We start from the raw sequence: 26,682 nt of genomic DNA, 5'->3' as shown, positions 1-26,682 counted from the left end.
GATTATGCGACACGTGCGGGCGAGAAGGCGTTTCAAAGTGCTCCTTACGGCGTTCCTCACCTTCAGCATGATGCTCTTCCTGGAGTCGAAGGTGGAGTCCTTTGCGCCGCAGGTCAAGTTCCTGGCCGAATCGAAGATAGAAGAGGCGCTGGACAAGAAGGTGAAGCTCTCTTTCGGCACGCTGGACGGCGGCATAGTCAACCCGTTCACCGTGAACGGCTGTCTCCTCCTGGACCAGAACGGGTCGCCCCTTCTCCCTCACGTAGAGATAAAGAGCATACGCTCCAATTACAGGATATGGGACTTTCTCTTCAAGAGGAAGAGCCCGATCTCGTTCCTCAGGCCGCTCTCGAACGAACCGTATATAGACGTGAAATTCTCGGCCAACAGGAACGATATATCCGGTTTCATAAGGATAGCGGGCGAGATGACGGACGCCAGGATCAAAGGCAATATAAACATATACGGTGAACGGCTTGACGTAACGGGACAGGTGAAAGACAGGGCCTTCTCGGGAGAGATAAAGTCGAAGGTCGGTGTCTTCAAGGTCACGGGCGGACTCTCCGAGGAGAACGAACTGACGGCTAATTTTACCGTGCAGCATCTTCAGATAAAGGGGTTCGATATCGTCTCGGATGTTACCATTACGAACAGGTTCATAAGAGATGCCGCAGGGTCCGGCAAAGACCGCATCGAAGGGAAGATATCCACGAAGAACCTGGTCGTGAATTACAGGCCGTTCCTGGATATAAGCGCCTCGTACGGGCTGTCGGACGGTTTACTGGAGATATCGCAGTTGGATATAGGGAGAGACCTCAGGATGTACGGGAAGATATATCTCAACGATCTCTATACCATGGATATCGTGATAGTGGTCGATAATACGAACATCAGCCAGGCGATGGCCAACATAGGCATCGTCGAGAAGCTTCCGCTGAGCGGCATATTGAGCGGCAGGTTCGAACTTAAGGGCCCCGCGGGGAAACAGAAGCTCGATGCCAAGATGCTTATAAGGGACGGGCAGGTCTGCGGCGTCGATTTCGAATTGTTGAGCGCTCGCCTGCGCGGCGAGGGCGCGATCATCCGGATAGAGGAGTCGAGGATAACGAGGCGGAGCGGTTCTTTCGTGCTGGGCGGCGAAATGGACCTGAGCAAGGCCGGCAAGGGCAACATGTTCGAAGGGGTCAAGATGACCTCGAGCGATATAGCCATAAACTGGGACGGCCTTGATATGAAGACGATACAGGATTTCCAGGAAGTGAAGATGGAGAAGAAGATGAGCGATGAAGTCAACGTGGGATATACGAGGTTTGAGAACAACAGGAGAATAGACGAGAGCCTGCGCGACAAGGACGAATTTGAGCTGGAGTATAAGCTCCATACGCACGACAGCCTTAAGCTGAAGGTGGGCGAGGACAAGGATTTCTTCGGGTTGGCTTACGAAGACAGGTTTTAGGGGGGGCAGGTGAAGAGGATAACGAGGATAGCGGAGGTCATAGGCCATCGTTTTATGGCGTTCATACAGTATGCCGGCGGCATCTCGCTCCTGACCGGGAAGACGCTCTTCTGGATACCCATACCGCCTCTCAGGCGCCGCCAGGTGGTCGAGCAGATGTCCAGGATAGGCGTGGACAGCCTGCCGATCGTCTCGTTGATAAGCCTCTTCACCGGGATGGTCCTGGCGCTACAGAGCGCCTACCAGATGCAGAAGATATCGGCGGAGATGTATATCGCTTCGCTCGTCGCCCTGTCTGTGACAAGGGAACTGGGGCCGGTGCTCACGGCGCTTATAGTTGCGGGAAGGGTAGGGGCGTCGATCACCGCGGAACTCGGTACGATGAAGGTCACCGAACAGATAGATGCGCTGGAAACCCTCGCCACCAATCCTATAAAGTACCTGGTCGTCCCGCGGTTCCTGGCGCTGGTGATAATGGTGCCGCTGCTGACCCTCTATTCCGATGTGATCGGCGGGCTGGGCGGTTACCTTATAGGTGTCTATAAGCTGGACATATCCCATTCCATGTATATGAAGATGACATGGAATCCGCTCAAGTACAAGGATGTCTTCACAGGGCTTATAAAGAGTTTCTTCTTCGCCGTCATAATATGCATAATAGCCTGTTATGAGGGGATGACGACGGAGGGCGGCGCGGAAGGGGTAGGCCGGGCCACGACGTCGAGCGTCGTGACGAGTTTCATACTGATAATAGCGTCGGATTGTTTCTTCACGGCGTTGTTCTACTTTATAGGTTAGAGAGCTATCAGCCGTCAGCTCTCAGCTATCAGCTAAAACAAAAGCTGATAGCTGCTGAAAGCTGAAAGCTGAAAGCTGAAAGCTGAAAGCTTAAAAGATGATAGAGATAATAAATCTTTGCAAGTCGTTCAACGGGCACAGGGTGCTCGATAACCTGAACCTCAATATGAATATGGGGGAGACGACGGTCATCATAGGGAGATCGGGATGCGGCAAGAGCGTCCTCCTGAAGCATATAATCGGTATATTGAAGCCGGATTCCGGGCAGGTCCTTATAGACGGTAAAGACGTCGCCAGGATGGACGAAAAAGAGCTCAATGAGATGAGGATGGGGTTCGGCATGCTCTTCCAGGGAGCCGCGCTATTCGACTCGATGAGCGTGATGGAGAATGTCGGGTTCAACCTGATAGAGCATGCCCACGCGACTAAGGAAGACGTTGCCAGGCACGTCAAAGAGAGCCTCTCTCTCGTGGGGCTGAAAGATATAGAAGACAAGAAACCGGCGGAACTCTCCGGCGGCATGAGGAAGCGGGTGGGGCTGGCCCGGGCCATCTGCATGAGGCCCAAGATAATCCTTTACGATGAGCCGACCACCGGCGTCGACCCGATCATGGGAGATGCGATAAACGACCTGATCGTGGAGTTGCACAATAAGCTCAAGATAACGTCCATAGCCGTTACGCACGATATGACGAGCGCCTATAAGATAGCCGATAGGATCGCCATGCTGTATAACGGCAAAATAGTGGCGGTGGGCACCCCGGACGAGATAAAGGGCACTAAGGATCCGATCGTGCGCCAGTTCATCACCGGTGCGAGCAAGGGGCCGATCACCGAAGGCATAGATTTTGACCATCTGATATAAGGAGGAGTGTAATGGACAACACAAAGGCGTTTGAAATAAAAGTCGGCATATTTATCCTGATAGGCATGGCCATACTTTTCCTTATAGTATTCTCGATAGGGGACATAACGCTTGTAAAATCGGGATATCACATAAGGGTGATCTTCAATTTCGCGAGCGGCATAGGAGGGAGCGCCCCCGTGCGGCTTGCGGGCGTAGGCGTAGGGCAGGTAGAAGGCCTGCGCATATTACGGGATGATAAGGACGGTAAGACGAAGGTCGAGATATATGCCTGGATAAATAACAACGATATAAAGATAGAGGAAGATTCGATCGTAACGGTCAATACGCTGGGGCTGCTGGGTGAAAAGTATCTTGAGATATTCCCGGGCACGCCCGGTAAGCGCATCCTCCGGGACCAGGACGTGGTGGTCGGTCACGATCCCGTGCCGATGGAGAAGATAACGGAGAACCTCGCCAACCTTTCCAGCTCCGTGAACGTCATAGTGGAACGGTTGAAGAACGGCGAGGGGACTATAGGGAAGCTCCTGGTGGAAGAGAAGATCTATAAAGATCTGGAGGCGTTTGTAGAGGATATCAAGAAGCATCCGTGGAAGCTACTGAATAAACCTAGAGGCGAATAGAGGTATTCCGAAACGGGAAGGTGAGGGTTAAACGATGACGATACTTTTTATAAGGGCTTTTTTCGTAATATTGAGCAGTGTGGTCGGGTATTATGTCGGCGCCCTCCTGGGCGATTTCCGGCTGGAATGGGCGCTCACCGGTACGGCGAGCGGGTTTGTAGGGTCTGTCGCGATCATCCTGGTAGAGGTCGCGATGAGGCGCTTCTCCATAAGGAACCTATCGGCCGGCGTCTTCGGCATGATATTCGGGTTCTTCATGGCGTGGATACTGACGAGCGTTTTGAAGCTCATACCGATGGAGATAGAGCTATTCTCATCGATCCAGATAATACTGATACTGGTATTCTGTTACCTGGGCATGGTCATCGCCATGAGGGGAAAGGACGAATTCAACCTTATAATACCTTATGTCAAATTCGTAAGGCAGGACAAGAAGGACGATATCATAGTGCTCGACACGAGCGTCATAATCGACGGCAGGATAGCCGACATATGCCAGACGCGGTTCATCGAAGGGCGGCTGATAATACCGAGGTTCGTCCTCAAGGAGCTGCAGCAGATCGCGGATTCGCAGGACTCGCTGAAGAGGAACCGCGGCAGGCGGGGCCTGGACATTCTCAATAAGATCCAGAAGAATACGGCGCTTGACGTAAGGATCCACGAGGAGGATTTTCCGGATATAAAGGATGTGGATGCGAAACTGGTGAAACTTGCCAAGCTCCTCGGCGCCAAGATATTCACGAACGATTTTAACCTTAACAAGATCTCGGAGCTCCAGGGGGTGCCGGTCCTCAATATAAACGAACTGGCGAACACCCTGAGGCCTGTCGTCCTTCCCGGCGAGACGATGGATGTCAGGATAATAAAAGAGGGGAAGGAGCATAACCAGGGGGTGGCGTATCTTGATGACGGGACCATGGTGGTGGTGGACAATACGAAACACCTTATAGGCCAGCCCGTGAAGGTTATCGTCACCAGCGTGCTCCAGACGTCGGCAGGCAGGATGATATTCGCGAAGCTTGACGAGTCGTCGCGGCAACAGGGTTGGAAGAGGTAGGGCCTTAAGAGATATGAGGACTGTCGCGATAGTCGCTGCCGCGGGATACGGTAAAAGATTGGGCCTGAGGACCAAGAAACCGTTCGTCCGTTTGCGCGGGAAGCCGCTTGTGGCTTATGCGCTTGGGGCGCTTGACGCGTGCCGTGCCGTCGACGGTATAATAGTGGCGGCCGAAAAGGGGTGCGTCGGACGGATGCGGCAGCTGGTCAGGAGGTTCGGGTTCCGGAAGGTCATCGAAGTCACAGAGGGCGGCAGGACGCGGTTCGAATCGGTCCGCAACTGCCTTGAGAAGGCAGGGCCCTCCTACGACGTAGTCCTGATACAGGACGGGGGACGCCCTTTCCCGAAGCCGGGGATCATCGAAAAGTCGATCCGCGCGGCCCTGAAGTACGGCGGCGCGATAGTAGCCGTCCCGGAGAGCGATACGGTCAAGCTCGTGGATAATGGATTTTTTGTAAAGAAGACGCTCGACCGACGCGTCATATTCAGGGCCGAGACGCCGCAGGCATTCAGGTATGGGGTGATAAAGAGGGCTTACGGGAAGATAAAAGGCGGTAACGTTACGGATGATGCCGGCCTGGTTGAACGCGCCGGCGGGAGGGTGAAGATAATAAAGGGTTCTCCCGGGAATATAAAGGTCACTACGAGAGAGGACCTGAGATTGGCGGAGGTGCTATTATGAGAGTCGGGATAGGGTACGATATACACAGGCTGGTCGAGGAGCGGAAGCTTTTCCTGGGGGGCGTAGAGATACCGTACGTGAAAGGCCTTATAGGATATTCCGACGGCGACGTCGTGCTGCACGCCGTCTCGGACGCGATACTGGGCGGCCTTTCGCTGGGAGATATAGGACAGCACTTCCCGAACACGGACCCACAGTATAAAGGTATAGCGAGCATGGAGATATTGAGGAAGGTATGCGAGATAGCGGCTAAAAAGAACTTCTCCATCTCGAACATAGACACCATGATAATCGCGGAGGAGCCGAGCATACAGCCGTTCAGGGAAAGCATGGTGGAAGCGATGTCGAAGATACTCGGCATAGGCAAGGACAGGATAAGCGTAAAGGCAACGACCAATGAAGGTGTCGGCGCCATCGGAAGAGGCGACGCGATAGCGGCATATGCGGTCGTCATGCTGAAGGAGAAGTAAATGATGTGCACGAATATATTGTTCCTGATACTGAGCGTAACGGTCCTTTTCTGGGTCCTGATAGCGCTCGTATTCAGGAAAGAGATAAAGGTCATATTTGAACGCGACCCGGCCGCGACCAGTTTCCTGGAAGTGCTGCTCACGTATTCCGGCCTGCATGCGCTGATATTTTACAGGATAACGAATACGCTCAGGCGTTTCGGCGTGCCGTTCTTTCCGAGGTGGATATCCCAGATAGGCAAGTTCTTTACAGGGATCGAGATACACCCCGGGGCCAGGATAGGGGACGGGCTCTTCATAGACCACGGCATGGGGGTGGTGATAGGCGAGACGACCATAATAGGCGAGAACGTCACCATATATCAGGGTGTGACGCTCGGCGGCACCGGGAAAGAGCGCGGCAAGAGACACCCGACCATAGGTAATAACGTGGTGGTGGGGACAGGGGCGAAGGTGCTCGGGAATATAACTATAGGCGATAACTCTTATATAGGGGCGAATGCCGTTGTGATCAAGAACGTGCCGCACAACTCGACGGTTGTGGGCGTGCCGGGAAGGGTCACCAAACAGGACGGGAAGAAGATAGATATAGACCTCGACCATATACACGTTATCGATCCCATAATGCAGAATATAGAGGAACTGGAGAAGAGGATCGATCGGTTAGAGCGTAACGGCAAATGACAGATAGAATCCAGAATCAAAATGATAAATCCAGAGAAGAATTCCCTCCGTATATACAATTCTCTAACCCGTAAAAAGGAAGAGTTCGTACCCATCCGCAAGGGCCGTATAGGCATGTATGTCTGCGGACCTACGGTGTACGATGAGCCGCATATAGGCCATGCGCGGAGCGCCTATATCTTCGACGTCATACGGCAGTATCTTGTATATAAAGGGTACGATGTCACATTCGTCCGTAACGTCACCGATGTGGATGATAAAATTATCGAGAAGGCGCGTTCAGCTTTCAGCCGTCAGCTTTCAGCTATCAGCCTGGAAAAAGGGGTAAAGGAGGTTGCGGAGAAGTATCTAGACGCCTATCACGCCGATATGAAGCTTCTCGGGATAGAGAGGCCGGACAAGGAGCCCAAGGCGACGGTATATATACCGAAGATGATAAAGTTCATAGAGATGCTCATAAAGAACGGGCGCGCCTATGAGTCGGGAGGGGACGTCTATTTCGACATAAAGACCTCGAAGGATTACGGGAAGCTCTCCAGGCAGGATATGGGGAAGATGGAAGCAGGGGCCAGGATCTCTCCCGGAGAGAATAAGAGGGGGTCTCTTGATTTTGCGTTATGGAAGAAGGCAAAAGACGACGAGCCGTCATGGGAGAGCCCCTGGGGCAGAGGCCGTCCCGGATGGCACATAGAATGTTCCGCGATGAGTTCCGACGTATTGGGGGATGAATTTGACATACACGGAGGGGGGATAGACCTCATATTCCCACACCATGAGAACGAGATCGCCCAGTCCGAAGGCGCCGGTAAGAGGTTCGCGCGTTATTGGATACATAACGGCCTCCTTACGATACGGGGAGAGAAGATGGCCAAGTCGCTTGGTAACTTCATCACCATAAAGGATTTCCTCGCCCGTTACAGGGACGCAGATTATATTAAGCTCCTATTCTTAGGTACGCATTACCGTCACCCGGTCGACTACACGGAAGAGAAGATAGAGGAGATGAAGCGGGAGAAGGAGAGGTTTTTGATATTCCTGGGTAAAGCGGGAAGGATATCAAAAATCAAAACTACAAACCAAAATTCAAAAATTGCAGAACTGGAAAATTACAAAAAACAGTTTGAAGAGGCGATGGAGGATGATTTCAATACCCCCCTTGCGCTTGCCGTACTCTTCGACCTCGTCACATATGCCAACAAGCTTATAGGTTCTAAGACAGAGGTCGATAAAGACGATATGGGTGTGCTCTCTGATGCCCGGGATATGCTTTTGGACCTGAGCGGGATATTCCGGCTCGATCTTTCGGAAACGGTCCACGAAAATGGGCTGAGCGATAAGGATATACTGAAACTTGTTGCGAAGAGGGCCGATGCGAGAAAGAGCGGCGATTTTAAAGCGGCAGACGATATACGGAAAGGGCTTGCGGAAAGCGGCATCATACTGGAAGACACTAAAGAGGGCACTACGTGGCGAAGAAAGATCTGAAGAGAGGGCTATTCATAACTTTCGAAGGGCCTGAGGGGTGCGGCAAGAGCACGCACTCGAGGTTACTGTGTGAGTACCTGAAGGGCCTTTCTTACGGATGTATCCATACGCGCGAACCCGGCGGGACAGATCTCGGCGAACATATACGCAATGTGCTGCTCCATTCAAAGGATATCGAGATCACGGACCTGGCGGAGCTCTTTCTCTTCGAGGCGAACCGCGCCCAGATCGTGGAAGAGGTGATACGGCCGAACCTTAAGGCCGGGAAGGCGGTCGTCTGCGACAGGTTCAGCGATGCGACATTCAGTTATCAGGGTTACGGCGGACGCGTTCCCCTGTATATTGTAAAGGCGGTGGACCGGGTGGCTACCGGGGGCCTGAAGCCGGACCTCACTATCCTCCTGGACATTGACGTCAGGACAGGCCTTAAGCGCGCCCGGGCTAAAGGGATAGACAGGATGGAGGAGAAGGACCTGTCGTACCACCGCAGGGTGCGCTCCGGGTATTTAAAGCTGGCAAAAGGCGAGCCGCGCCGGATCAAAGTGGTGCGGGTGGCGGATAGCATAGACGAGACGCAGGGGTCGGTGCGTCGAGAGGTGATGCGTGTCATCAGGCGGTATAAAAGGGCAGGATAGCGCGATCTCGTTCCTCAGGCGTTCGCTCGGGAAGGAAAGGACGGCGCACGCGTACATATTTTCCGGTCCCCGCGGCGTAGGAAAGATGTCGACGGCGCTCTATTTTGCGAAGGCCATGAACTGCGGAGCGGCCCATACGGACAGGCCGTGCGGAAAGTGCGACTCCTGCACGGCCATGGAGAAAGGGGCGCATCCGGACCTATTCATATTCGCTCCGCAGAAACCGGGGTCGTCCGTAAAGATAGACGCCGTAAGGGAGCTGATAAAGGATATATCGCTCCGGCCGTATAAGGCGAGGAAGAAGGTATGCATAATCGATGAGGCCGGCTCCATGACGCGCGAGGCGTCGAACGCCCTGCTCAAGACGCTCGAGGAACCGCCGCCGGATTCTGTCCTGATACTTATAGCGGAAGATACGGCCGTCCTTCTTCCGACGATAGTATCCCGGGCGCAGGTAGTCAGGTTCTTTGCGCTGAGAGCGGGTGATGTGGAAGTCATCCTGGCGCAGGACCGTACGCTCTCTCCCGGCCAGGCGCGGGTGCTGGCGCGCTTTTCGGGCGGGAGCCCCGGGAAGGCGCTGGAGTACATGGAGAAAGATTTCTTCCGGAAGAGAGATATGATAGCGGGCGCCTCCTCGGGGAGAAGACTCCTGGAGCTCGATTTTGACAATACCCCCAGGGAAGACCTGGGGCTCTATCTCGATATAATGCTCTCCTGGTACAGGGACATCATCGCGGCAAAATCGGACGCCGGCGGTTTCGTTGCGCTCATACATGAAGACAAACACGATGTCATAAAGGCAGAGGCCGGGACGCTGGACGCCGATTATCTCGAGGGCGTGACGCATGATATAATCTCGACAACTTTTTTCCTGGGACAGAGCGCGAACGCGAAGCTCGCTATGAATACGCTCCTTCTCAGGATGGCGGGCTAAAGAAGAGGCGCATTATGTATGAAGTCGTTCAGATACGTTTAAGAGAAGCAGGCAAGATATCCTATTTTTCCACCAGCGGCATGAAGTTCAAGGTGGGAGACATGGTCATAGTCGAAGCGGACAGGGGCCTGGATTACGGGGAAGTATTGTCGGAGGCGGAAGTCATCCTCGATTCCGATATCGAAGAGCCGCTCCGGAAGGTCATCAGGAAGACAAACCCGTGGGACATCCACCAGATAGAGAAGAACAAAAAGAAGATACAGGAGATAATGACGACCTGCACCAGGAAGATACAGGAGCGGAAACTCTCCATGAAGCTGGTCGATGCCGAGTTCTCGTTCGACCGCTCGAAGATCATCTTCTACTTCACCGCGGAAGGAAGGATAGATTTCAGGGACCTGGTGAAGAACCTGGCGAGCGAGTTCAAGACGAGGATCGAGCTTAAACAGATAGGCGTGAGGGACGAGGCGAAGATGCTGGGCGGGTTCGGCCCGTGCGGCAGGAGCCTCTGCTGCGCCATGTATCTCAAGGATTTTGAGCCGGTCACCATAAAGATGGCAAAAGAGCAGAACCTGCCCCTGAACCCGACGAAGATATCCGGGCTGTGCGGCCGTCTCATGTGCTGCCTCGGTTATGAATACGCGACCTACAAGGAGCTGATGAAGGGGGCGCCGCACCAGGGAGAGATCATCAAGACGGATAAGGGCGCCGGGAAGGTCGTGGCCGTGAACGCCCTCAAACGTTCGGCTACCGTCGAGCTTGAGGACGGGAAGCAGATCGAGGTGTTCTACAAAGAGGGTCAAGAGGCAAAGGGCAAGGGGCAGGACAAAAAGGCATGAAGACGTTCTATATCACAACGCCGCTCTATTACGTCAATTCGAAACCGCACATAGGCCATTCCTATACCCAGATAGCCTGCGACACCGTCTCCAGGTTCCTGCGCCAGTCGGGGCGGGATATATTCTTCATGACCGGTACGGACGAGCACGGCGAAAAGATAGAGAAGGCGACGCTGGAAGCGGGTTTTAAAAAGGGCGAAGAGAAGAGATTTGTCGACGGGATCGTGCCCGATTTCAGCGACCTGTGGAAACGTCTCAACGTGCAGTATGACTATTTCATCCGGACGACGGACGACAGGCATATAAAGACGGTACAGGCGATACTCGAGAAACTGAAACGGGAGGATAAGATATATAAGAAGGTATATGAAGGGTGGTTCTGCACCCCGTGCGAGACGTTCTGGTCCGAGACGCAGAGCCACGACGGGATATGCCCCGACTGCAAGAGGCCCCTGGAAAAACTGGACGAGGCGAACTATTTCCTGAAGATGTCGGACCACCAGGCATGGCTGATAGATCACATAAAGACGCACCCGGATTTCGTGCAGCCCGACTTCAGGAAGAATGAAGTGCTGGGGTTCCTGAACGAACCGCTCCTGGACCTGTGTATCTCGAGGCCGAAGACGCGCCTTTCATGGGGTATAGAGATGCCGTTCGACAGGGATTTCGTGACCTATGTCTGGTTCGACGCGCTCATAAATTATATTTCCGGAGTGGGCTACCCGGATGACATGGAGCGCTTTAAAAGGTACTGGCCGTGCGATTTCCACGTCATAGGCAAGGATATCCTGCGCCACCACGCCGTATATTGGCCGGTCATCCTGCACGCGCTCGGTATAGAGCCGCCGAAGACGATCTTTGCGCACGGCTGGTGGGTGGTCAAAGGCGAAAAGATGTCAAAATCGAAGGGCAACATCGTCAACCCGCTCGATATGATAGAGCGGTACGGCGTGGACCCGTACCGTTATTTCCTGCTTCGTGAGGTCCCGTTCGGCCTTGACGGGGCGTTCAGCGAGGATACGGTCACGCGCCGGTATAATGCAGACCTCGCCAACGACCTGGGGAACCTGGTGAACAGGACGCTGACGATGGTTGAGAAATACTTTGACGGAAAGATACCGGCGGTAGTTGGGAGTCCGGAGTTGGGGGTTGGGGGAAAAATATTAAAGGAAAAGATGGAGGCGTTATCCGGGGAGTTGGAGAGGACGATACCGAAGCTGCAATTTTCGGAAGCGCTTGCCGGGATATGGGAAGTCGTAAATCTCGCCAATAAATATATCGAGGATTCGAAACCGTGGAGCCTGTCTAAAGAGAAGAAGACGGACGAGCTCGCGGGCGTAATATACCGACTCCTTGAGGCCCTAAGGACGGTTGCGTCAGCCGTCTATCCGTTCATGCCGTCGACAGCGGGTAATATATACGCGCAACTCGGCCTGGAGAAGGACGGCTGTAAGCTGGCCGCGCCCGGCACAGGATGCCTTAAAGAAGGGACCAGGATAAGTAAAGCCGACCCGTTATTTCCCAGAATAGAAGTATGACATGTTGATAGATACGCACTGCCATCTCGATTTTAAGGACTTTGATCCGGACCGGGATGGTGTCATAGAGAGAGCCCTCTCGAAGGGTGTGGCGCGGATCGTGAATGTCGCCAGTTCCATGGACGGTTCGATCCGGGCCGTCGAACTGGCCAGGAAGCACGGATTTATATACGCTTCGGTCGGTATCCATCCTCACGATGCCTCTTCGGTCGACGACGCGGCCGTCTCCGGGATCAGGGCCCTTGCGCAGGAAGATAAAGTGGTCGCCGTCGGAGAGGTCGGCCTCGATTATTACAGAAACCTCGCCCCCAGAGAGCAGCAGGCCGCCGCGTTCAAAAAATTCATAAAGCTGGCCCGCGAACTGGACCTGCCGCTCATCCTTCACTCAAGAGAGGCCGGCAGCGAAGTGCTCGATATCCTGGGATCCGAGCTGGACGGTGAAGCGAAAGGCGTGATGCATTGCTTTGCCGGAGACATGGCCTTCCTGAAGAGATGCCTCGACGCGGGACTATACGTCTCCTTTACCTGTAACCTCACATTCAAGAACGCCGGTGGTCTGCGGGAGGTGGCGCGCGTAGTGCCGCCGGAACGCCTTCTGCTGGAGACGGACGCGCCGTTCCTTGCGCCGCAGGAATTCAGGGGAAAGAGGAACGAGCCGTCGTATCTATCGTATCTGGCAGAGGAATGGTCGCGGCTTCTGGGGCTATCCCCGGAGGACATCGGCAGGATAACGACCCACAACGCCAACGCGCTCTTCGGCCTTGGCCTGGAAGAGGCGCCTGAGATAGCATACGGGATACGCGGTTCCCTGTACCTCAACATAACGAACGGGTGCACCAATTCCTGCGATTTCTGCGTCAGAAGTTATACGCCTTTTGTAAAGGGGCACAACCTGCGGCTTGAGAGAGAGCCTACGGTGGAAGAGATACTGGGTGCCGTCGGCGATCCGGCTAAATATAAAGAGGTGGTCTTCTGCGGCTATGGCGAGCCGACTATGCGCCTGGAGGCGGTCAAGGCGGTGTCGGTAATGCTCAAGGCGAAGAATGCGAGGATACGGCTCGTGACGAACGGCCACGGCGACCTGATAAACTCGAGGCCTATAGCGGCCGAACTTGCCGGCCTGGTGGATAAGGTATCGGTAAGCCTCAATGCCGATACAAAAGAGGCGTACATGAGATTATGCGACCCGAAATTCGGGGATAAGACATATAAGGGTGTCCTCGATTTCATAAAGGGATGCGTGGGAAAGGGGATAGAGACGGAAGTGACGTGCCTTGACCTTCCCGGGGTCGATGTAAAGAGATGCGAAGAGATCGCGAAAGGGTTGGGCGCGGAGTTCAGGCTGAGGCACGCAGGGGTGACGGGGTAAACAAGGTTGCATAAGGTTACATGAGATTACAGTATGAGTAAACTTTTAAATTTTATACAAAAAGACCGGCTATATATCCTCCTCGTCACCTTTATCATCGTCTTCAATATAGCGCTCTTCACATCGGATGAAGCCCTGGACGCCGGTAAGATGATCTCAAAGTCCGAATGGAACGAAGACCCCGTGGCCCAGCGCATTGAGATGGAGAAGAAGCTCGCAGAGAACAGGCCCCTTGCCCTGGTCCTGGGCCTGGCGTCCCTTCTGATCTTCGCGGTATTACTGCTGGGGATAGCGACCGATTGGATATTCGTATCTTCTCTTATTTCCGGCAGGATGCCGGACATAACGACGCACCGGCATGAGACCAAAGGGATCGGATGGGACCCGGCAGATGTGGCGAGGGTAGCCATACTCTTTCTCTTCTTCGGGTACATGGCCGTGATCATAGAATCGTTCCTGGCCGACATCTTTCCGGCGCTCAAGAACGATAATTTCAGGATGATGCTCAATTCAGCCGTCCTGGATACGTTGACGGTCGTATTCATACTTTACTTTACCGTAACGAAGTATAAGGAAAAGTTGATATCGCTCGGGCTATCCGTGAAAAATCTGGCCCGCAATATATTCTACGGCATCGTCTGTTACATAGCGATAATGCCCGTGCTTATAGCGGTGCTGGCCGTGATACTCTTTTTCATACGCCTGACCGGTTATGTGCCGGAGAAGCAGCCGGTGGTCGAACTATTCCTTAAAGAGCAGAACCAGGCATTCCTGTTATTCACCAGCATATTTGCCGCAGTCATCGGCCCGATCATCGAAGAGCTCTTCTTCAGGGGCTTCATGTACAGCGCCGTCAGGAAATATATCGGCGTATTCTGGGCGGCGCTCATCACCTCGGCCTTATTTGCCGTCCTGCACACGAACGTCGTAGGGTTTCTGCCTATCATGGTGCTGGGCATAGCGCTTGCGTATATGTACGAGAGGACCGGCACGCTCGTCTCCTCGATCACGGTACATATGATACATAACCTGAGCATGGTGTTCTTTGTCTTCATATTGAAACAGCTGAGCTGAAGATGTCGAAAGTTTCGATAACAGGGTGCAGGGAGTATGAGACGCGGCAGGTCTTCGATGCCGTTAAACGGGCGGTCGACCTCGTCGGCGGTATGGAGAAGTTCGTAAAGCCGGGCACAAAGGTGCTCCTGAAGCCGAACCTCCTTTCGCCGCGTCCCCCCGAGGACTGCGTGGATACCCACCCGGAGGTTGTGCGCGCGCTTGTCAGGCTCGTAAAGGGCGCGGGCGGCAGGCCCGTCATCGGCGATTCGCCCGGAGGTTTCGGCAGCAATATAGAAGAGGTGCTGGAGATATCCGGCATGAAACGCATAGCCCTGGAGGAAGGCGCGGAGATCGTCAAGTTCACAAGTTCGAAGTTCGTGGACGGGATACCGGTAAGCCGTCACGTCTTCGATTCCGGCTCTTTTATCTCGATACCGAAGATGAAGACCCACGTGCTTACCACATTGACGGCCGCCATAAAGAATACATTCGGCACCCTGGTCGGCCTGTACAAGGCCGGGTGCCATTCGCGCGCCCCGAAACCCGAAGAGTTCGCGAAACTGATCGCCAGGGTATATTCGATCGCGAGACCGAAACTGACCGTGGTCGATGCCGTGATAGCGATGGAGGGCGACGGCCCGGCGAGGGGAGAGCTTAAGAATATGGGGTTCATCATGGCCGGCGAAGACGCGGTGGCGATAGATTCGTGTCTCGCCAGGACGATGGGCCTGGAGCCGTGGGACGTACTTACGACGAGAGAAGCGTATGCGGCCGGGCTGGGGGAGATGGATCCGGCCAGGATAGAGATCGCCGGAGAGGACATTAAAAATTTCATAAAAGAAGATTTCAAGCTTCCGCAGACGACGCCTCTGAAATTTTTGCCGAAGGCATTATTGAACAGCTTCGCATCGCTGGTGAAGTTCAACCCGTATATAGACGCAAGGGTATGCGCCAGGTGCAACCTCTGCAAGATAAGCTGTCCGGCGGAGGCGATAGAGATAGAGCCGGATCGCTGCAGGATAGATTACAAAAAGTGCGTCAGGTGCATGTGCTGCCACGAAGTCTGCCCTTACAGGGCGATCGACATCAGGCGCAACGTGCTGACGAAGGCGATATGGGGGTGAGCGATGCCTGTTGAGACGATAAGCTGGAAGAACGGGAAGATAAAGTATGTGGACCAGACGCTCCTGCCCGGGAAGCTCAAATATGTCTATTGCGCAGATATCGGGCGCCTGTGGAAGGCGATCAGGCGTCTCGAGATACGCGGGGCCCCGGCGCTTGGTATAGCGGGCGCCCTCGGCATGGTGCTGGGCATCAAAAGGTCCAGGGCGGGGGATTTCGGGGGTCTCCACCGCGAGTTGAAGCGTATAAGGGCATTCCTGGGGCGTTCACGCCCGACGGCGGTCAACCTCTTCTGGGCAATGGCGAGGATGGAAGAGACCGCCTGCGCGAACAGGAAGAGGCCTGTGGCCAGGATAAAAGAGATACTGCTCAAAGAGGCGCTCGATATCATCGAAGAGGATAAGAAGAATTGCCGGCTCATGGCCGGATTCGGCGCCCGCCTGGTCAGGAGAGGGGACAGGATCCTTACACACTGCAATGCCGGGGGGCTGGCGACCGCGGATTACGGGACAGCGCTCGGGGTCCTCTTTGAGTCGAAGAGGCAGGGAAAGCGGATAAAGGTATACGTCGACGAGACCCGCCCTCTTCTCCAGGGCTCACGGCTCACCGCCTGGGAGCTGATGCATGAGCATATCGACACGACCCTCATCTGCGATAATATGGCGGCGAGTCTCATGGAGAGGGGTATGGTCGACAAGGTCTTCGTAGGGGCCGACAGGATCGCCGGTAACGGGGACACGGCGAACAAGATAGGGACATATAACCTGGCCGTCCTCGCCAAACACCACGGTATCCCCATGTATGTAGTAGCGCCTCTATCTACGTTCGATCTCAGCCTGAGGTCAGGCAGGGAGATACCGATAGAGGAACGGCACGCCGACGAGGTAAGAGGCGCCCTGGGCAAGATGATAGCGCCGAGGCGCGTGAAGGTATACAACCCGGCCTTTGACGTCACTCCTAACGGCCTCATCACGGCCATAGTGACCGAGAAGGGCATATTCAGGAAGCCGTATGGTAAAAGTCTGGGAAAGTTAAAGTGACCGGTTCACCATCTTAGGTGTTAGGTCGTAGGTAGTAGGGAAACGATATGAAGATAAGAGATATAGGTGAAATAGGGCTCATCGAGCGGCTCGCCAAAGGCATCCGGCTCGACGGGTCCGTAGTGAAGGGTATCGGCGACGATACCGCCGTGATCAGGTGGACAAAGGATAAATATCTCCTCTTCACCTGCGACATGCTCGTGGAGGATGTCCATTTCAAACGGTCCGGCGCGACGCCTTTCGAGATAGGGTGGAAGGCGCTTGCCAGGAACGTCAGCGACATAGCTGCGATGGGAGGAGCGCCCAGATATGCGCTCGTCTCCGCAGCCATAGATCCGGACCTCCCCGTCTCTTTCGCCGACGGTGTATATAAAGGCATGCGGAGCCTCGCCGGGATGTGCGGCATAAATATAGTGGGCGGCGATACGAGCGCCTCCGGCAGGGTGGTGATCGATGTTTCGCTTATAGGAGAGGTGAAGAAGGGCGACCTCGTCCTGCGAAGCGGCGCCGTGAGAGGGGATGCGATCCTGGTGACCGGAGGATTGGGAGGTTCAATAAAAGGACGGCATCTCCGTTTTATGCCCCGGCTGGAGGAGTCGCGTTCGCTCGTCAGGGATTTCAAGGTCCACTCCATGATCGACATCTCCGACGGGCTGGCCCTCGATCTCCGGCGCCTTCTCAAGGCGAGTTCCGCAGGCGCCAGGATCTGTGCGGGCGCAGTCCCGCTGTCAGGTGCGGCGCGTTCCCTGGAAGACGCGCTGTACGGAGGGGAGGACTTCGAGCTTTTATTCACCATGGCCGCGCCCGAGGCGGCGCGTCTCTTCAGGTCCGCCCTTCCCCGTATGAAGACGCCGGTCACGCTTATAGGAGAGGTCACCGATAAACGTTATGGATGCCGCCTTATCGATGAGTACGGCAGAGAGAAGCCATTGAAACCTAAAGGATATCTCCATTTTTAAAGATGATCTCTCATAGCAGGGAAGATACCATACGGATGGGCCGGGAGCTTGCCGGGGAGCTGAAGAGAGGCGATGTGGTAGCCCTCATCGGGGACCTGGGAGCCGGCAAGACCGTATTCACCAAAGGCATAGCGAAAGGGCTCGGGGTGAAAGATGTGCGTTACGTCAACAGCCCTTCGTTCGTCATAATAAAAGAGTACAGGGGTAAGAGGATGCCCCTTTATCATTTTGACCTGTATAGGCTCGATAAGCCGGGTATCCTCGATCCCATGAATTACGACGAATATTTCTACGGAGAAGGCGTGACCGTCGTCGAGTGGGCGGACAGGATCCGCGCCCTTTTGCCGAAGAGATATATCGAAGTGAAGTTGTCGGTCGCGGGAGAGAATGAGAGGAAGATAGTTGTAAAAAAACACGCATAGAGCTTTCAGCTATCAGTCTTCAGCTATCAGCTAAAACAAAAGCCTGACTGCCGTCAGGCATGCTGATAGCTGCTGAAAGCTGAAAGCTGAAAGCTGAAAGCTGAAAGCTGAACAATGAAACTACTCGCAATAGACACATCGACGGACTACCTCAGCATCGCCGTTTGCGACGGCGGCAAGGTGCTGGGCCGGTTCCACAGGAAGGCAGATATGAGCCATTCGAGCCTTCTCGTTCCGATGATAGACCGCGCGCTTGGGAAGGCAAGGTTTAAATTGCGCGATATCGACGGCTTCTGCATAAGCGCCGGTCCGGGATCGTTCACGGGCCTCAGGATAGGGGTGGTCACGATAAAGGCCCTCGCTTATTCCGTGAAGAAGCCCGTCGCAGCCGTCCCGACCCTGGACGCGATCGCGCAGAACGCCGTGAAATTCACCGGGGTGGTATGTCCCGTGCTGGATGCGCGCAAGAATAAGGTATATGGGTGTCTCTACAGGTCAGACGGCAGGAAGCTGAAGAAGATCTCGAAATATTTATTGTTGCCGGCCGGGGATCTATCGAATAAAATAAAAGAGATGAAGATAAAAGATATCATGCTTCTGGGCAATGCGTCAGGGCAGGTCACACCGGAAGGCGCCGTCCATTTTAAGAAGGACTGGCATCCGCGCGCCGGGATCGTAGCGATGCTCGGCCTGGAAATCCTCAAGAGGGAGAAGTCCGTCGCCCCTGAAGACCTGGAGCCGATGTATATGTATTCGAAGGAGTGCGACATTAAGGGGGTATAGGGGTTAGGGTATGGGGTATAGGGAAAGTATGGATGAGATAAAAGTAAAGACGATGAACGGGGTCACGAGGACGCGCCACAGGCCGACATGGGCGGAGGTGGACCTGAAGGCCATCGAATATAATTATAAGCAGGTCCGGCGTATGGTCGGGAAGAATGTCATGATAATGGCGGTCGTCAAGGCGAACGCCTATGGCCACGGCACGGTCGAGGTCGCGACGGTCCTGGACCGGCTCAATGTCGACTACCTGGGCGTAGCCACGACGGATGAAGCGGTGCGGCTGAGGGACCACGGCATAAAGACGCCTATACTTATACTCGGTTCGGTCCTGCCGTCAGAAGTTAGGGCCGCGGCCGAGAAGGATATTACGCTTACCATATGCGGACCCGAGCTGATCGATTCGATACGCAAAGCCAGCGAGGATGGGTTGAAGGTGAAGGCCCATATAAAGATAGATACCGGTATGGGCAGGATAGGCGTATGGCACGAAGATGCGTCCGATTTCATCAAAAAGATAGTGGGGGAGAAGGGGCTTGTGCTGGAAGGCATCTACACCCATTTTTCAAGCGCCGGCAGGGACGATTTCTTCACGAAATACCAGATCGACGCCTTCGAAAAGCTCCTTGCCGAGATAGAGAGGAACTGGATCAAGATACCGATACGCCATGCGGCCAATTCGATAGCGACCGTTGACTTCGGGAGGTCGCATATGAACCTCGTGCGGCCCGGCCTCATCATATACGGGATGTATCCGAAGCATACCTTCCCGAAGCTTATAAAGCTGAAACAGGCCCTTTCGCTCAAGACGAAGATAGTCTTCATAAAAGATACGCCTCCCGGGCGGTCTATAAGCTACGGGAGGACCTACATCACCCAGAAGCACACGAAGATCGCGACCCTGCCGATCGGTTACGCTGACGGATACGGCCGGAACCTGTCCAATAAGGCGGAGGTCCTGGTGAGAGGGCAGATCGCCCCCGTTATAGGCAAGGTCACTATGGACCAGACGATGATAGATGTCGGCCACATAAAGGGCGTACAACTGGGGGACGAGGTCGTCCTTATAGGCCGGCAGGGCCGTAACGAGATCAGGACCGAGCGCCTTGCCCGCCTTGCAGGCACCATCGCCTACGAAGTCATCTGCTCCATCTCAAACCGCGTCCCGCGGATCTACATATAGTCCTCAAGGGTTCCTCCTTTAATTCAATTGACATATTAGCTCATAATATTATATAATGCTAAATCTAAGTGTGATACGGGGTTCGGTATCTAAAAGATGAGGAAATCCTATGAAAAGCGACAAGATAAAGAAGGGTATTGAGAGGGCAGGTGCGCGCAGTCTCCTGTACGCCACAGGCATATCCAAAGATGATATGGCTAAGCCGTTTATAGCGGTTGCGACCTCAAGGACCGATATAATCCCGGGGCATATACATATGGCGCGCCTTGAGCGGTTCATCGAGCGCGGCATAGCGGCTGCGGGCGGGGTGCCTTTCTTCTTCGGCATTCCCGGCATATGCGACGGCATAGCTATGGGACATACGGGCATGAAGTATTCGCTTGCTTCAAGAGAGCTTATCGCCGATATGGTCGAGACGATCATGAAGGCACACTGCTTTGACGGGCTCGTCTGCCTTACCAACTGCGATAAGATAACGCCGGGCATGCTGATGGCGGTCGGGCGGATCAACGTCCCTTCCATAGTAGTGACGGCGGGACCCATGATGAGCGGCAACCTGAGGGGAAGGCGGTTATCCCTGGTCAAAGATACATTTGAGGCGGTCGGACGCTTCAAGAAGGGCGAGATATCCCAGGAAGAGATGAGCGCGCTTGAGATGTGCGCCTGTCCCGGGGCGGGCGCCTGCCAGGGGCTCTATACGGCGAACTCCATGGCCTGCGTGACGGAAGCCCTCGGTATGAGCGTGCCCGGGTGCGCGACGAGCCTTGCCGTTTCGGCGAAAAAAGAGAGGATCGCCCAGGCGAGCGGCGAAGTGATCGTGAACCTGGTGCGCCGGAACATCCTTCCGCGCACGATCATGCGCAGGGAGGCGTTCGAGAACGCGATAAAGATCGATATGGCGCTGGGAGGTTCGACCAATACGGTGCTCCATCTGATAGCGATAGCGAATGAGTTCGGTGTCAAGGTCTCGCTCGATATGTTCGACGAGATCTCGAAGAGGACGCCGCACATCACTAATATACTTCCCGGCGGGGAGCATTTCATGGAAGACCTGGAATCTGCCGGGGGCATCCCCGCGATCATGAAGAGGATGAAGAATTCCCTGAGCGACATCATGACTTCAAGCGGGAGATCGATCAGCCAGATAGCGAACGATGCGCAGGTGCTGGACGAGGACGTTATACGCGACGCAAAGAACGCCTATCACCAGGAGGGCGGGATAGCGGTGCTCCGCGGGAACATTGCGCCAGAGGGCGCGGTCATAAAGCAGACCGCCGTCTCGGAGGCGATGATGAAGTTCAAGGGAAAGGCCCGTGTCTTCGATTCTGAAGAGGCGTGCATGCAGACGATCATGGCAGGGAAGATCAAAAAGGGCGATTGCATCGTGATCCGCTATGAGGGTCCGAAGGGCGGACCCGGGATGAGGGAGATGCTATCCCCGACCGCGGCGATCGTCGGTATGGGGCTTGCGGACCACGTTGCGTTGATCACCGACGGAAGGTTTTCGGGAGGGACGCAGGGGCCCTGCATAGGCCACATAGCTCCCGAGGCCTTTGCCGGAGGGGCGCTTGCGATAGTGCAGGACGATGACGGGATCATAATAGATATACCGTCGAGGCGGCTTGACGTGGACCTCAGCGAAGGCGAGATAAAGGCGCGCCTCGCTAAATGGAGGGCCCCCGCGCCGAAAGAGACGGAAGGTTATCTCGCGCGATATGCGAAGATGGTCTCTTCGGCATCAGAGGGAGCGATCTTAAAAGCGTAAGGTAAAATATTACTATACCCTATACCCTAAACCCTATACCCTAAGGGGCTATATACTTTATGAAAATGACAGGCGCAAAGATACTGATAGAGTGCTTCAAGAAAGAGGGGGTCGAAGTGATATTCGGCTATCCCGGGGGCCAGGTGCTGGCCGTTTTCGACCAGCTGTATGATGCCCCGATAAGATTTATCCTGACGCGGCATGAGCAGGGTGCGGCGCACGCGGCCGACGGATATGCGCGCGTTACCGGGAAACCGGGGGTCTGCATCGTGACCTCAGGCCCCGGCGCGACTAACCTTGTCACGGGCATAGCGACCGCTTACATGGACTCCATCCCGATGGTGGCGATAACCGGACAGGTGAAGTCGTTCTTGATAGGGAATGACGCATTCCAGGAAGCCGATATCACCGGCATAACGAGGCCTATAACTAAGCATAACTATCTTGTGGAGGACGTCAAGGACCTCGCCGGGATAGTGAAAGAGGCGTTCCATATAGCTACGACCGGCAGGCCCGGCCCTGTGCTCATAGACCTCCCGTCCGATATCCAGGTCCAGGAGACGGAATTCCACTATCCGGAAAAGGTCGATATACGCGGGTATAAACCTACTTACGTTGGCCACCCCGGGCAGATAAAGAGGGCCAAAAAGGCGATCGAGGACTCGAAGAGGCCTCTTCTCTATGTTGGGGGCGGCGCTATAATATCAGGCGCTTCCGCTGAGATATTCGAGCTTGCGACCAAAAACGAGATACCCGTGACGATGACGCTGCTGGGTCTCGGCGCATTCCCGCAGACGCATAAGCTTTCGCTCGGGATGCTCGGCATGCACGGTACCGCTTACGCGAACTATGCTATCATGGAGTCCGACCTCATCATAGCGGTCGGCGCGCGGTTCGATGACAGGGTGACCGGTAAGCTCGATGCGTTCGCGCCGCATGCCAAGGTCATACATATAGACATAGACCCGGCAAGCGTCTCCAAGAATGTCGATGTCGATATCCCCATAGTAGGGGACGCTAAGACCATCCTTGCGAAACTTGTGAAGACGGTGAAGAAGACGGATACTAAGGAGTGGGTCAAGAGGATAGATGACTGGAAGAAGAAACATCCCCTCTTCTATAAAGACGACGATAAGCTCCGCCCCCAATACATCATTGAGGAGATATGGAAGGCGACCGGGGGAGAGGCGATCATAGCAACGGAGGTGGGCCAGAACCAGATGTGGGCCGCCCAGTTCTATAAGTTCATAAAGCCCAGGACGATGTTATCCTCGGGCGGCCTGGGGACCATGGGGTATGGATTCCCCGCGGCCATAGGCGCGCAGCTCGGGGATCCCAAGGCGGCCGTCTTCGATATAGCCGGCGACGGTTCCATACAGATGAATATACAGGAGCTCGCGACGGCGGTCATCAATAAGCTGCCGGTGAAGGTCGCGATACTCAATAACTCATGCCTGGGGATGGTGAGGCAATGGCAGGAGCTCTTTTATAAGAAGCGCTACTCCCAGACCTGTTTCGATGGCGGATGCCCCGACTTTGTGAAGCTGGCGGCCAGTTACGGTGCCTGCGGCATACGCGTTACCAAAAAAGAAGAGGTGCGCCCCGCCATAGAGAAGGCGCTTAAGACCGACAACGTCGTCTTTCTGGACTTTCATGTCGAGAAAGAGGAGAACGTCTTTCCGATGGTGCCGGCAGGAGAGGCGATCAATAAGATGATAGGCGGAGGGCTGGCGTAGTTAGTTTGGAGTCGGGAGTTAGGAGTTTGGAGGAAAAAGTGAAACATACGATATCGGTATTGGTTGAGAATAAGTTCGGTGTGCTCGCGCGGGTCGCGGGGCTCTTCAGCGCGCGCGGGTATAATATCGATTCGCTCGCGGTCGGAGAGACGGAAGACCCGGCCGTATCGCGTATGACCATAGTCGTCGAAGGCGACGAAAAGACGCTTGAGCAGATAAAGAAGCAGCTGAATAAGCTGATCGATATAATAAAGGTGGTCGATTTTAAGGAGGGTGAGTTCGTGGACAGGGAACTCGTTATGGTCAAAGTGTCCGTCACCGCCAAGAACCGGAAAGAAGCGATAGAGGCGATAGATTCTGTAGGCGCCAGGGTAGTCAACGCCGGTGCCAGGTCTATAAGCGCGGAGGCGGTCGGCGACCATAATAAGATCCATGCGCTGCTTGAGCTGTTGCGTCCTTTCGGTATGATGGAGGTGGTCAGGACCGGCAGGATAGCTATGAGCATAGAGGACAAGGGGCTGAAGGCAGACGGCAAGCCCGAGGTAAACGAGTGAGAGTCACAAAGTCACAAAGTCACAAAGTCACCAGTGACTTTAAAACTTGTGACCTGGTGACATGGTGACTTGGTGACATACGGTGTTAGAAAGGGGAATCAGACATGGCGAAGATATATTATGACAAGGACGCGGACCTGAATATCCTGAAAGGGAAGAAGGTCGCGGTGATAGGGTACGGTATCCAGGGGCGCGGGCAGAGCCTTAACCTGAGGGATTCGGGAGTGGATGTCATAGTAAGCGAACTTCCCAACACCCCAAATTATGAACAGGCGGTGAAGGACGGATTCAAGCCCGTCTCTGCGGAAGAGGCATCGGCGGCAGGTGACATCATCCAGATACTTACCCAGGACCATCTTCAGGCAAAGATATATAAAGATGCCATCGCGAAGAATATGACGAAGGGCAAGTCCCTCGTCTTTTCGCACGGGTTCAATATACGTTTCAAGCAGATAAAGCCCTCGAAGAAGATAGATGTCTTCATGATCGCGCCAAAGGGGCCCGGCGCTCTCGTGCGCAGGATGTACGAGGAGGGGAAGGGGGTGCCGTGTCTTGTGGCGGTCTACCAGGATGCCACAGGGAATGCCATGAAGACGGCCCTGGCGTACGCCAAGGGTATCGGCGGTACCAGGGCAGGGGTCATCGAGACGACATTTGACGAAGAGACGGAGACGGACCTCTTCGGCGAGCAGGCGGTGCTGTGCGGCGGTGCCAGCGAACTGATCAAGGCAGGGTTCGATACTCTGCTGGAGGCAGGTTACCAGCCGGAGATAGCATATTTTGAGGTCCTGCATGAGCTCAAACTGATAACCGATCTTATACAGGAGACGGGCATAAGCGGTATGAGGCGCAGGGTCTCCAATACTGCCTGCTATGGAGACATCTCCCGCGGGAAACGCATAATAACAGAGCGCACACGCAAGGAGATGAAGAAGATACTGAAAGAGATAAAGAGCGGTAAATTCGCCCGCGAGTGGATAAAGGAGAATGAAGAGGGCAGGCCGAACTTCAACAGCATAATGAAAAAGGAAGACGATCATCCGATAGAGAAGGTAGGGGCGGCATTGAGGAAGATGATGCCGTGGATGAAATAACGGTAAGAGCATGGGAAAGATAATAATATTCGATACGACATTGAGGGATGGTGAGCAGTCGCCCGGGGCGAGCTTGAATATAAACGAGAAGCTCGAGATCGCCAGGGAGCTCGCCGTTTTGGGTGTAGACGTGATCGAGGCGGGTTTTCCTATCTCGAGCCCGGGCGATTTCGAGGCGGTGAAGGCCGTCGCCAGGCATGTGAAGGGGCCCGTGATCTGCGGCCTGGCCCGGTGCATCGAAAAGGATATAGATGCCGCCGTCAACGCGGTAAAGCACTCTGCGCGGCCGCGCGTCCATCTCTTCCTCGCCACGTCGAAGATACACATGAAGTATAAATTGAAGAAGGCCGAAGACGAGATATTACGCCTTGCGGTAGCGTCCACAAAGTACGCAAAGTCCAGATGCGCCGATATAGAATTCTCTCCGGAAGACGCGTCCCGCACGGAGAGGGAGTTCCTCTATAAAGTGGTCGGGGCGGTAATAGACGCAGGGGCGACAACGGTGAACATACCCGATACGGTAGGGTATGCCACGCCTTTTGAATTCGCCGATCTTATCAGGGGCATAAAAGAGAACGTCCCGAATATCGATAGATGCGTCATAAGCGTACACTGCCATAATGACCTTGGGCTGGGCGTGGCAAATTCTCTCGCGGCCGTCCTGAACGGCGCAGGCCAGGTCGAGTGCACCATGAACGGGCTCGGGGAACGCGCGGGTAACGCTTCGCTTGAAGAGATAGTCATGACGATAAAGACGAGGTCCGATATCTTCCGGGGCATCCATACGGATGTGAATACGAAGCATATATACAAGGTGAGCCGGCTCGTTTCTAAGCTGACGGGGATGCCTGTACAGCCGAACAAGGCCATCGTCGGTTCCAACGCGTTCGCGCACGAATCCGGGATACACCAGGACGGCATATTGAAGGAACGCATAACCTACGAGATCATGAAGCCGGAGGATGTCGGTTTCGAAGAGTCGAAGATAGTGCTCGGCAAACATTCGGGAAGACATGCCTTCGTCGAGCGGCTCAAGCGCCTGGGCATAGACCTCGCAAAAGAGCAGGTAGATGAGGCGTTCGAAAGGTTCAAAAAATTGGCGGACAAGAAGAAAGAGATCTTCGACGAGGACCTCGAGACGATAATAGACGAGGAGATAAGCAAGATCCCGGAGAAGTTCAAGCTCGTCCATTTTCATGTGTCGTCCGGGGACGAGGTCAAGCCGACCGCGAACGTCACGCTCAGGTTCAACGGCAAGAATACGGACTCCGTTTCGAGCGGCGACGGCCCGGTCGACGCCTGCTATAAGGCGATCGACAAGATCGCCGGGATCGGCGGAAAGCTCCTCGACTATCAGATACGATCCGTCACAAGCGGGAAGGACGCGCTCGGTGAGGTTTTGGTCAAGATAGGGTCCAAGGGAAGGGTCGTTTCGGGAAGAGGGGCGAGCACCGACATCATAGAGGCAAGCATCAAGGCGTACATAAATGCCGCGAACAAACTCGTCCGCGGAAAATGAGCCCGCGGTTCCCCCTT

Annotated in this window: 26 protein-coding genes; all 26 read left to right on the top strand. The window is 54.6% G+C overall.

Annotated elements, in window-relative coordinates; all coding sequences use genetic code 11:
• Positions 1–4: 4 nt before the first annotated feature.
• The 26 genes from WC515_02215 to WC515_02090 all read left to right on the top strand — a co-directional run bounded on the left by WC515_02215 (position 5) and on the right by WC515_02090 (position 26,665).
• On the top strand, positions 5–1,456 hold the full coding sequence (locus WC515_02215) for a hypothetical protein (protein MFA5146181.1): 1,452 nt from the start codon (positions 5–7) through the stop codon (positions 1,454–1,456).
• 9 nt (positions 1,457–1,465) lie between these two features.
• Positions 1,466–2,254: an ABC transporter permease gene (locus WC515_02210; protein ID MFA5146180.1), complete on the top strand. Its 789-nt coding sequence runs from the start codon at positions 1,466–1,468 to the stop codon at positions 2,252–2,254.
• 97 nt (positions 2,255–2,351) lie between these two features.
• Complete coding sequence (locus tag WC515_02205; GenBank protein ID MFA5146179.1) at positions 2,352–3,119, top strand: ABC transporter ATP-binding protein; 768 nt, start codon at positions 2,352–2,354, stop codon at positions 3,117–3,119.
• An 11-nt stretch (positions 3,120–3,130) separates the two neighbouring features.
• Positions 3,131–3,742, top strand: a complete 612-nt coding sequence (locus WC515_02200) for an MlaD family protein (GenBank protein ID MFA5146178.1) — start codon at positions 3,131–3,133, stop codon at positions 3,740–3,742.
• Between the two features lie 34 nt (positions 3,743–3,776).
• Complete coding sequence (locus WC515_02195) at positions 3,777–4,799, top strand: PIN domain-containing protein (protein ID MFA5146177.1); 1,023 nt, start codon at positions 3,777–3,779, stop codon at positions 4,797–4,799.
• A gap of 13 nt (positions 4,800–4,812) precedes the next feature.
• Entirely contained in the window at positions 4,813–5,481 is a 669-nt protein-coding gene (ispD, locus tag WC515_02190; protein MFA5146176.1) for a 2-C-methyl-D-erythritol 4-phosphate cytidylyltransferase, read from the top strand.
• On the top strand, positions 5,478–5,951 hold the full coding sequence (gene ispF, locus WC515_02185) for a 2-C-methyl-D-erythritol 2,4-cyclodiphosphate synthase (protein ID MFA5146175.1): 474 nt from the start codon (positions 5,478–5,480) through the stop codon (positions 5,949–5,951). The genes ispD and ispF overlap by 4 nt, the downstream gene beginning before the upstream one ends.
• A complete protein-coding gene (gene cysE, locus WC515_02180; GenBank protein ID MFA5146174.1) occupies positions 5,952–6,635 on the top strand; it encodes a serine O-acetyltransferase in 684 nt (227 codons plus the stop codon).
• A 21-nt stretch (positions 6,636–6,656) separates the two neighbouring features.
• Positions 6,657–8,120: a cysteine--tRNA ligase gene (gene cysS / locus WC515_02175; GenBank protein MFA5146173.1), complete on the top strand. Its 1,464-nt coding sequence runs from the start codon at positions 6,657–6,659 to the stop codon at positions 8,118–8,120.
• Positions 8,102–8,755, top strand: a complete 654-nt coding sequence (tmk, locus tag WC515_02170; GenBank protein MFA5146172.1) for a dTMP kinase — start codon at positions 8,102–8,104, stop codon at positions 8,753–8,755. Before cysS ends, tmk begins: the two co-directional genes overlap by 19 nt.
• Positions 8,724–9,689, top strand: a complete 966-nt coding sequence (holB, locus tag WC515_02165; protein ID MFA5146171.1) for a DNA polymerase III subunit delta' — start codon at positions 8,724–8,726, stop codon at positions 9,687–9,689. Before tmk ends, holB begins: the two co-directional genes overlap by 32 nt.
• Before the next feature lie 14 nt (positions 9,690–9,703).
• Positions 9,704–10,528 carry a stage 0 sporulation family protein gene (locus WC515_02160; protein MFA5146170.1) on the top strand — a complete coding sequence of 275 codons (825 nt, stop codon included), beginning with the start codon at positions 9,704–9,706 and terminating at the stop codon, positions 10,526–10,528.
• The gene (gene metG, locus WC515_02155) at positions 10,525–12,066 is read left to right on the top strand and encodes a methionine--tRNA ligase (protein ID MFA5146169.1); all 1,542 of its coding nucleotides are present in this window, start codon (positions 10,525–10,527) and stop codon (positions 12,064–12,066) included. The genes WC515_02160 and metG overlap by 4 nt, the downstream gene beginning before the upstream one ends.
• 1 nt (position 12,067) lies before the next feature.
• A complete protein-coding gene (locus tag WC515_02150) occupies positions 12,068–13,435 on the top strand; it encodes a TatD family hydrolase (GenBank protein ID MFA5146168.1) in 1,368 nt (455 codons plus the stop codon).
• A 33-nt stretch (positions 13,436–13,468) separates the two neighbouring features.
• The gene (locus WC515_02145; protein MFA5146167.1) at positions 13,469–14,509 is read left to right on the top strand and encodes a CPBP family intramembrane glutamic endopeptidase; all 1,041 of its coding nucleotides are present in this window, start codon (positions 13,469–13,471) and stop codon (positions 14,507–14,509) included.
• Between the two features lie 2 nt (positions 14,510–14,511).
• Positions 14,512–15,615 carry a DUF362 domain-containing protein gene (locus tag WC515_02140; GenBank protein ID MFA5146166.1) on the top strand — a complete coding sequence of 368 codons (1,104 nt, stop codon included), beginning with the start codon at positions 14,512–14,514 and terminating at the stop codon, positions 15,613–15,615.
• Positions 15,616–15,618: 3 nt separating this feature from the next.
• Complete coding sequence (gene mtnA / locus WC515_02135; GenBank protein ID MFA5146165.1) at positions 15,619–16,653, top strand: S-methyl-5-thioribose-1-phosphate isomerase; 1,035 nt, start codon at positions 15,619–15,621, stop codon at positions 16,651–16,653.
• A gap of 47 nt (positions 16,654–16,700) precedes the next feature.
• A complete protein-coding gene (locus tag WC515_02130) occupies positions 16,701–17,612 on the top strand; it encodes a thiamine-phosphate kinase (protein MFA5146164.1) in 912 nt (303 codons plus the stop codon).
• Positions 17,613–17,614: 2 nt separating this feature from the next.
• The gene (tsaE, locus tag WC515_02125; GenBank protein ID MFA5146163.1) at positions 17,615–18,034 is read left to right on the top strand and encodes a tRNA (adenosine(37)-N6)-threonylcarbamoyltransferase complex ATPase subunit type 1 TsaE; all 420 of its coding nucleotides are present in this window, start codon (positions 17,615–17,617) and stop codon (positions 18,032–18,034) included.
• 114 nt (positions 18,035–18,148) lie between these two features.
• Positions 18,149–18,817, top strand: a complete 669-nt coding sequence (gene tsaB, locus WC515_02120; protein MFA5146162.1) for a tRNA (adenosine(37)-N6)-threonylcarbamoyltransferase complex dimerization subunit type 1 TsaB — start codon at positions 18,149–18,151, stop codon at positions 18,815–18,817.
• A gap of 28 nt (positions 18,818–18,845) precedes the next feature.
• Positions 18,846–19,997: an alanine racemase gene (gene alr, locus WC515_02115; protein MFA5146161.1), complete on the top strand. Its 1,152-nt coding sequence runs from the start codon at positions 18,846–18,848 to the stop codon at positions 19,995–19,997.
• Positions 19,998–20,106: 109 nt separating this feature from the next.
• Complete coding sequence (gene ilvD, locus WC515_02110) at positions 20,107–21,762, top strand: dihydroxy-acid dehydratase (protein MFA5146160.1); 1,656 nt, start codon at positions 20,107–20,109, stop codon at positions 21,760–21,762.
• A gap of 59 nt (positions 21,763–21,821) precedes the next feature.
• The gene (gene ilvB, locus WC515_02105; protein MFA5146159.1) at positions 21,822–23,498 is read left to right on the top strand and encodes a biosynthetic-type acetolactate synthase large subunit; all 1,677 of its coding nucleotides are present in this window, start codon (positions 21,822–21,824) and stop codon (positions 23,496–23,498) included.
• 38 nt (positions 23,499–23,536) lie between these two features.
• Positions 23,537–24,052, top strand: coding sequence for an acetolactate synthase small subunit (gene ilvN / locus WC515_02100; protein MFA5146158.1), 516 nt, complete (start codon positions 23,537–23,539; stop codon positions 24,050–24,052).
• 104 nt (positions 24,053–24,156) lie between these two features.
• Positions 24,157–25,146, top strand: coding sequence for a ketol-acid reductoisomerase (ilvC, locus tag WC515_02095; GenBank protein MFA5146157.1), 990 nt, complete (start codon positions 24,157–24,159; stop codon positions 25,144–25,146).
• A gap of 10 nt (positions 25,147–25,156) precedes the next feature.
• A complete protein-coding gene (locus WC515_02090) occupies positions 25,157–26,665 on the top strand; it encodes a 2-isopropylmalate synthase (protein MFA5146156.1) in 1,509 nt (502 codons plus the stop codon).
• The last annotated feature ends 17 nt before the right edge of the window (positions 26,666–26,682 follow it).

The sequence above is a fragment of the Candidatus Omnitrophota bacterium genome (assembly GCA_041650805.1).
Lineage (GTDB): Bacteria > Omnitrophota > Gorgyraeia > 2-01-FULL-45-10 > 2-01-FULL-45-10 > JBAZKM01.
Note: the sequence above shows the minus strand (reverse complement) of the source record. Positions and strands in the feature narration are given on the sequence as shown.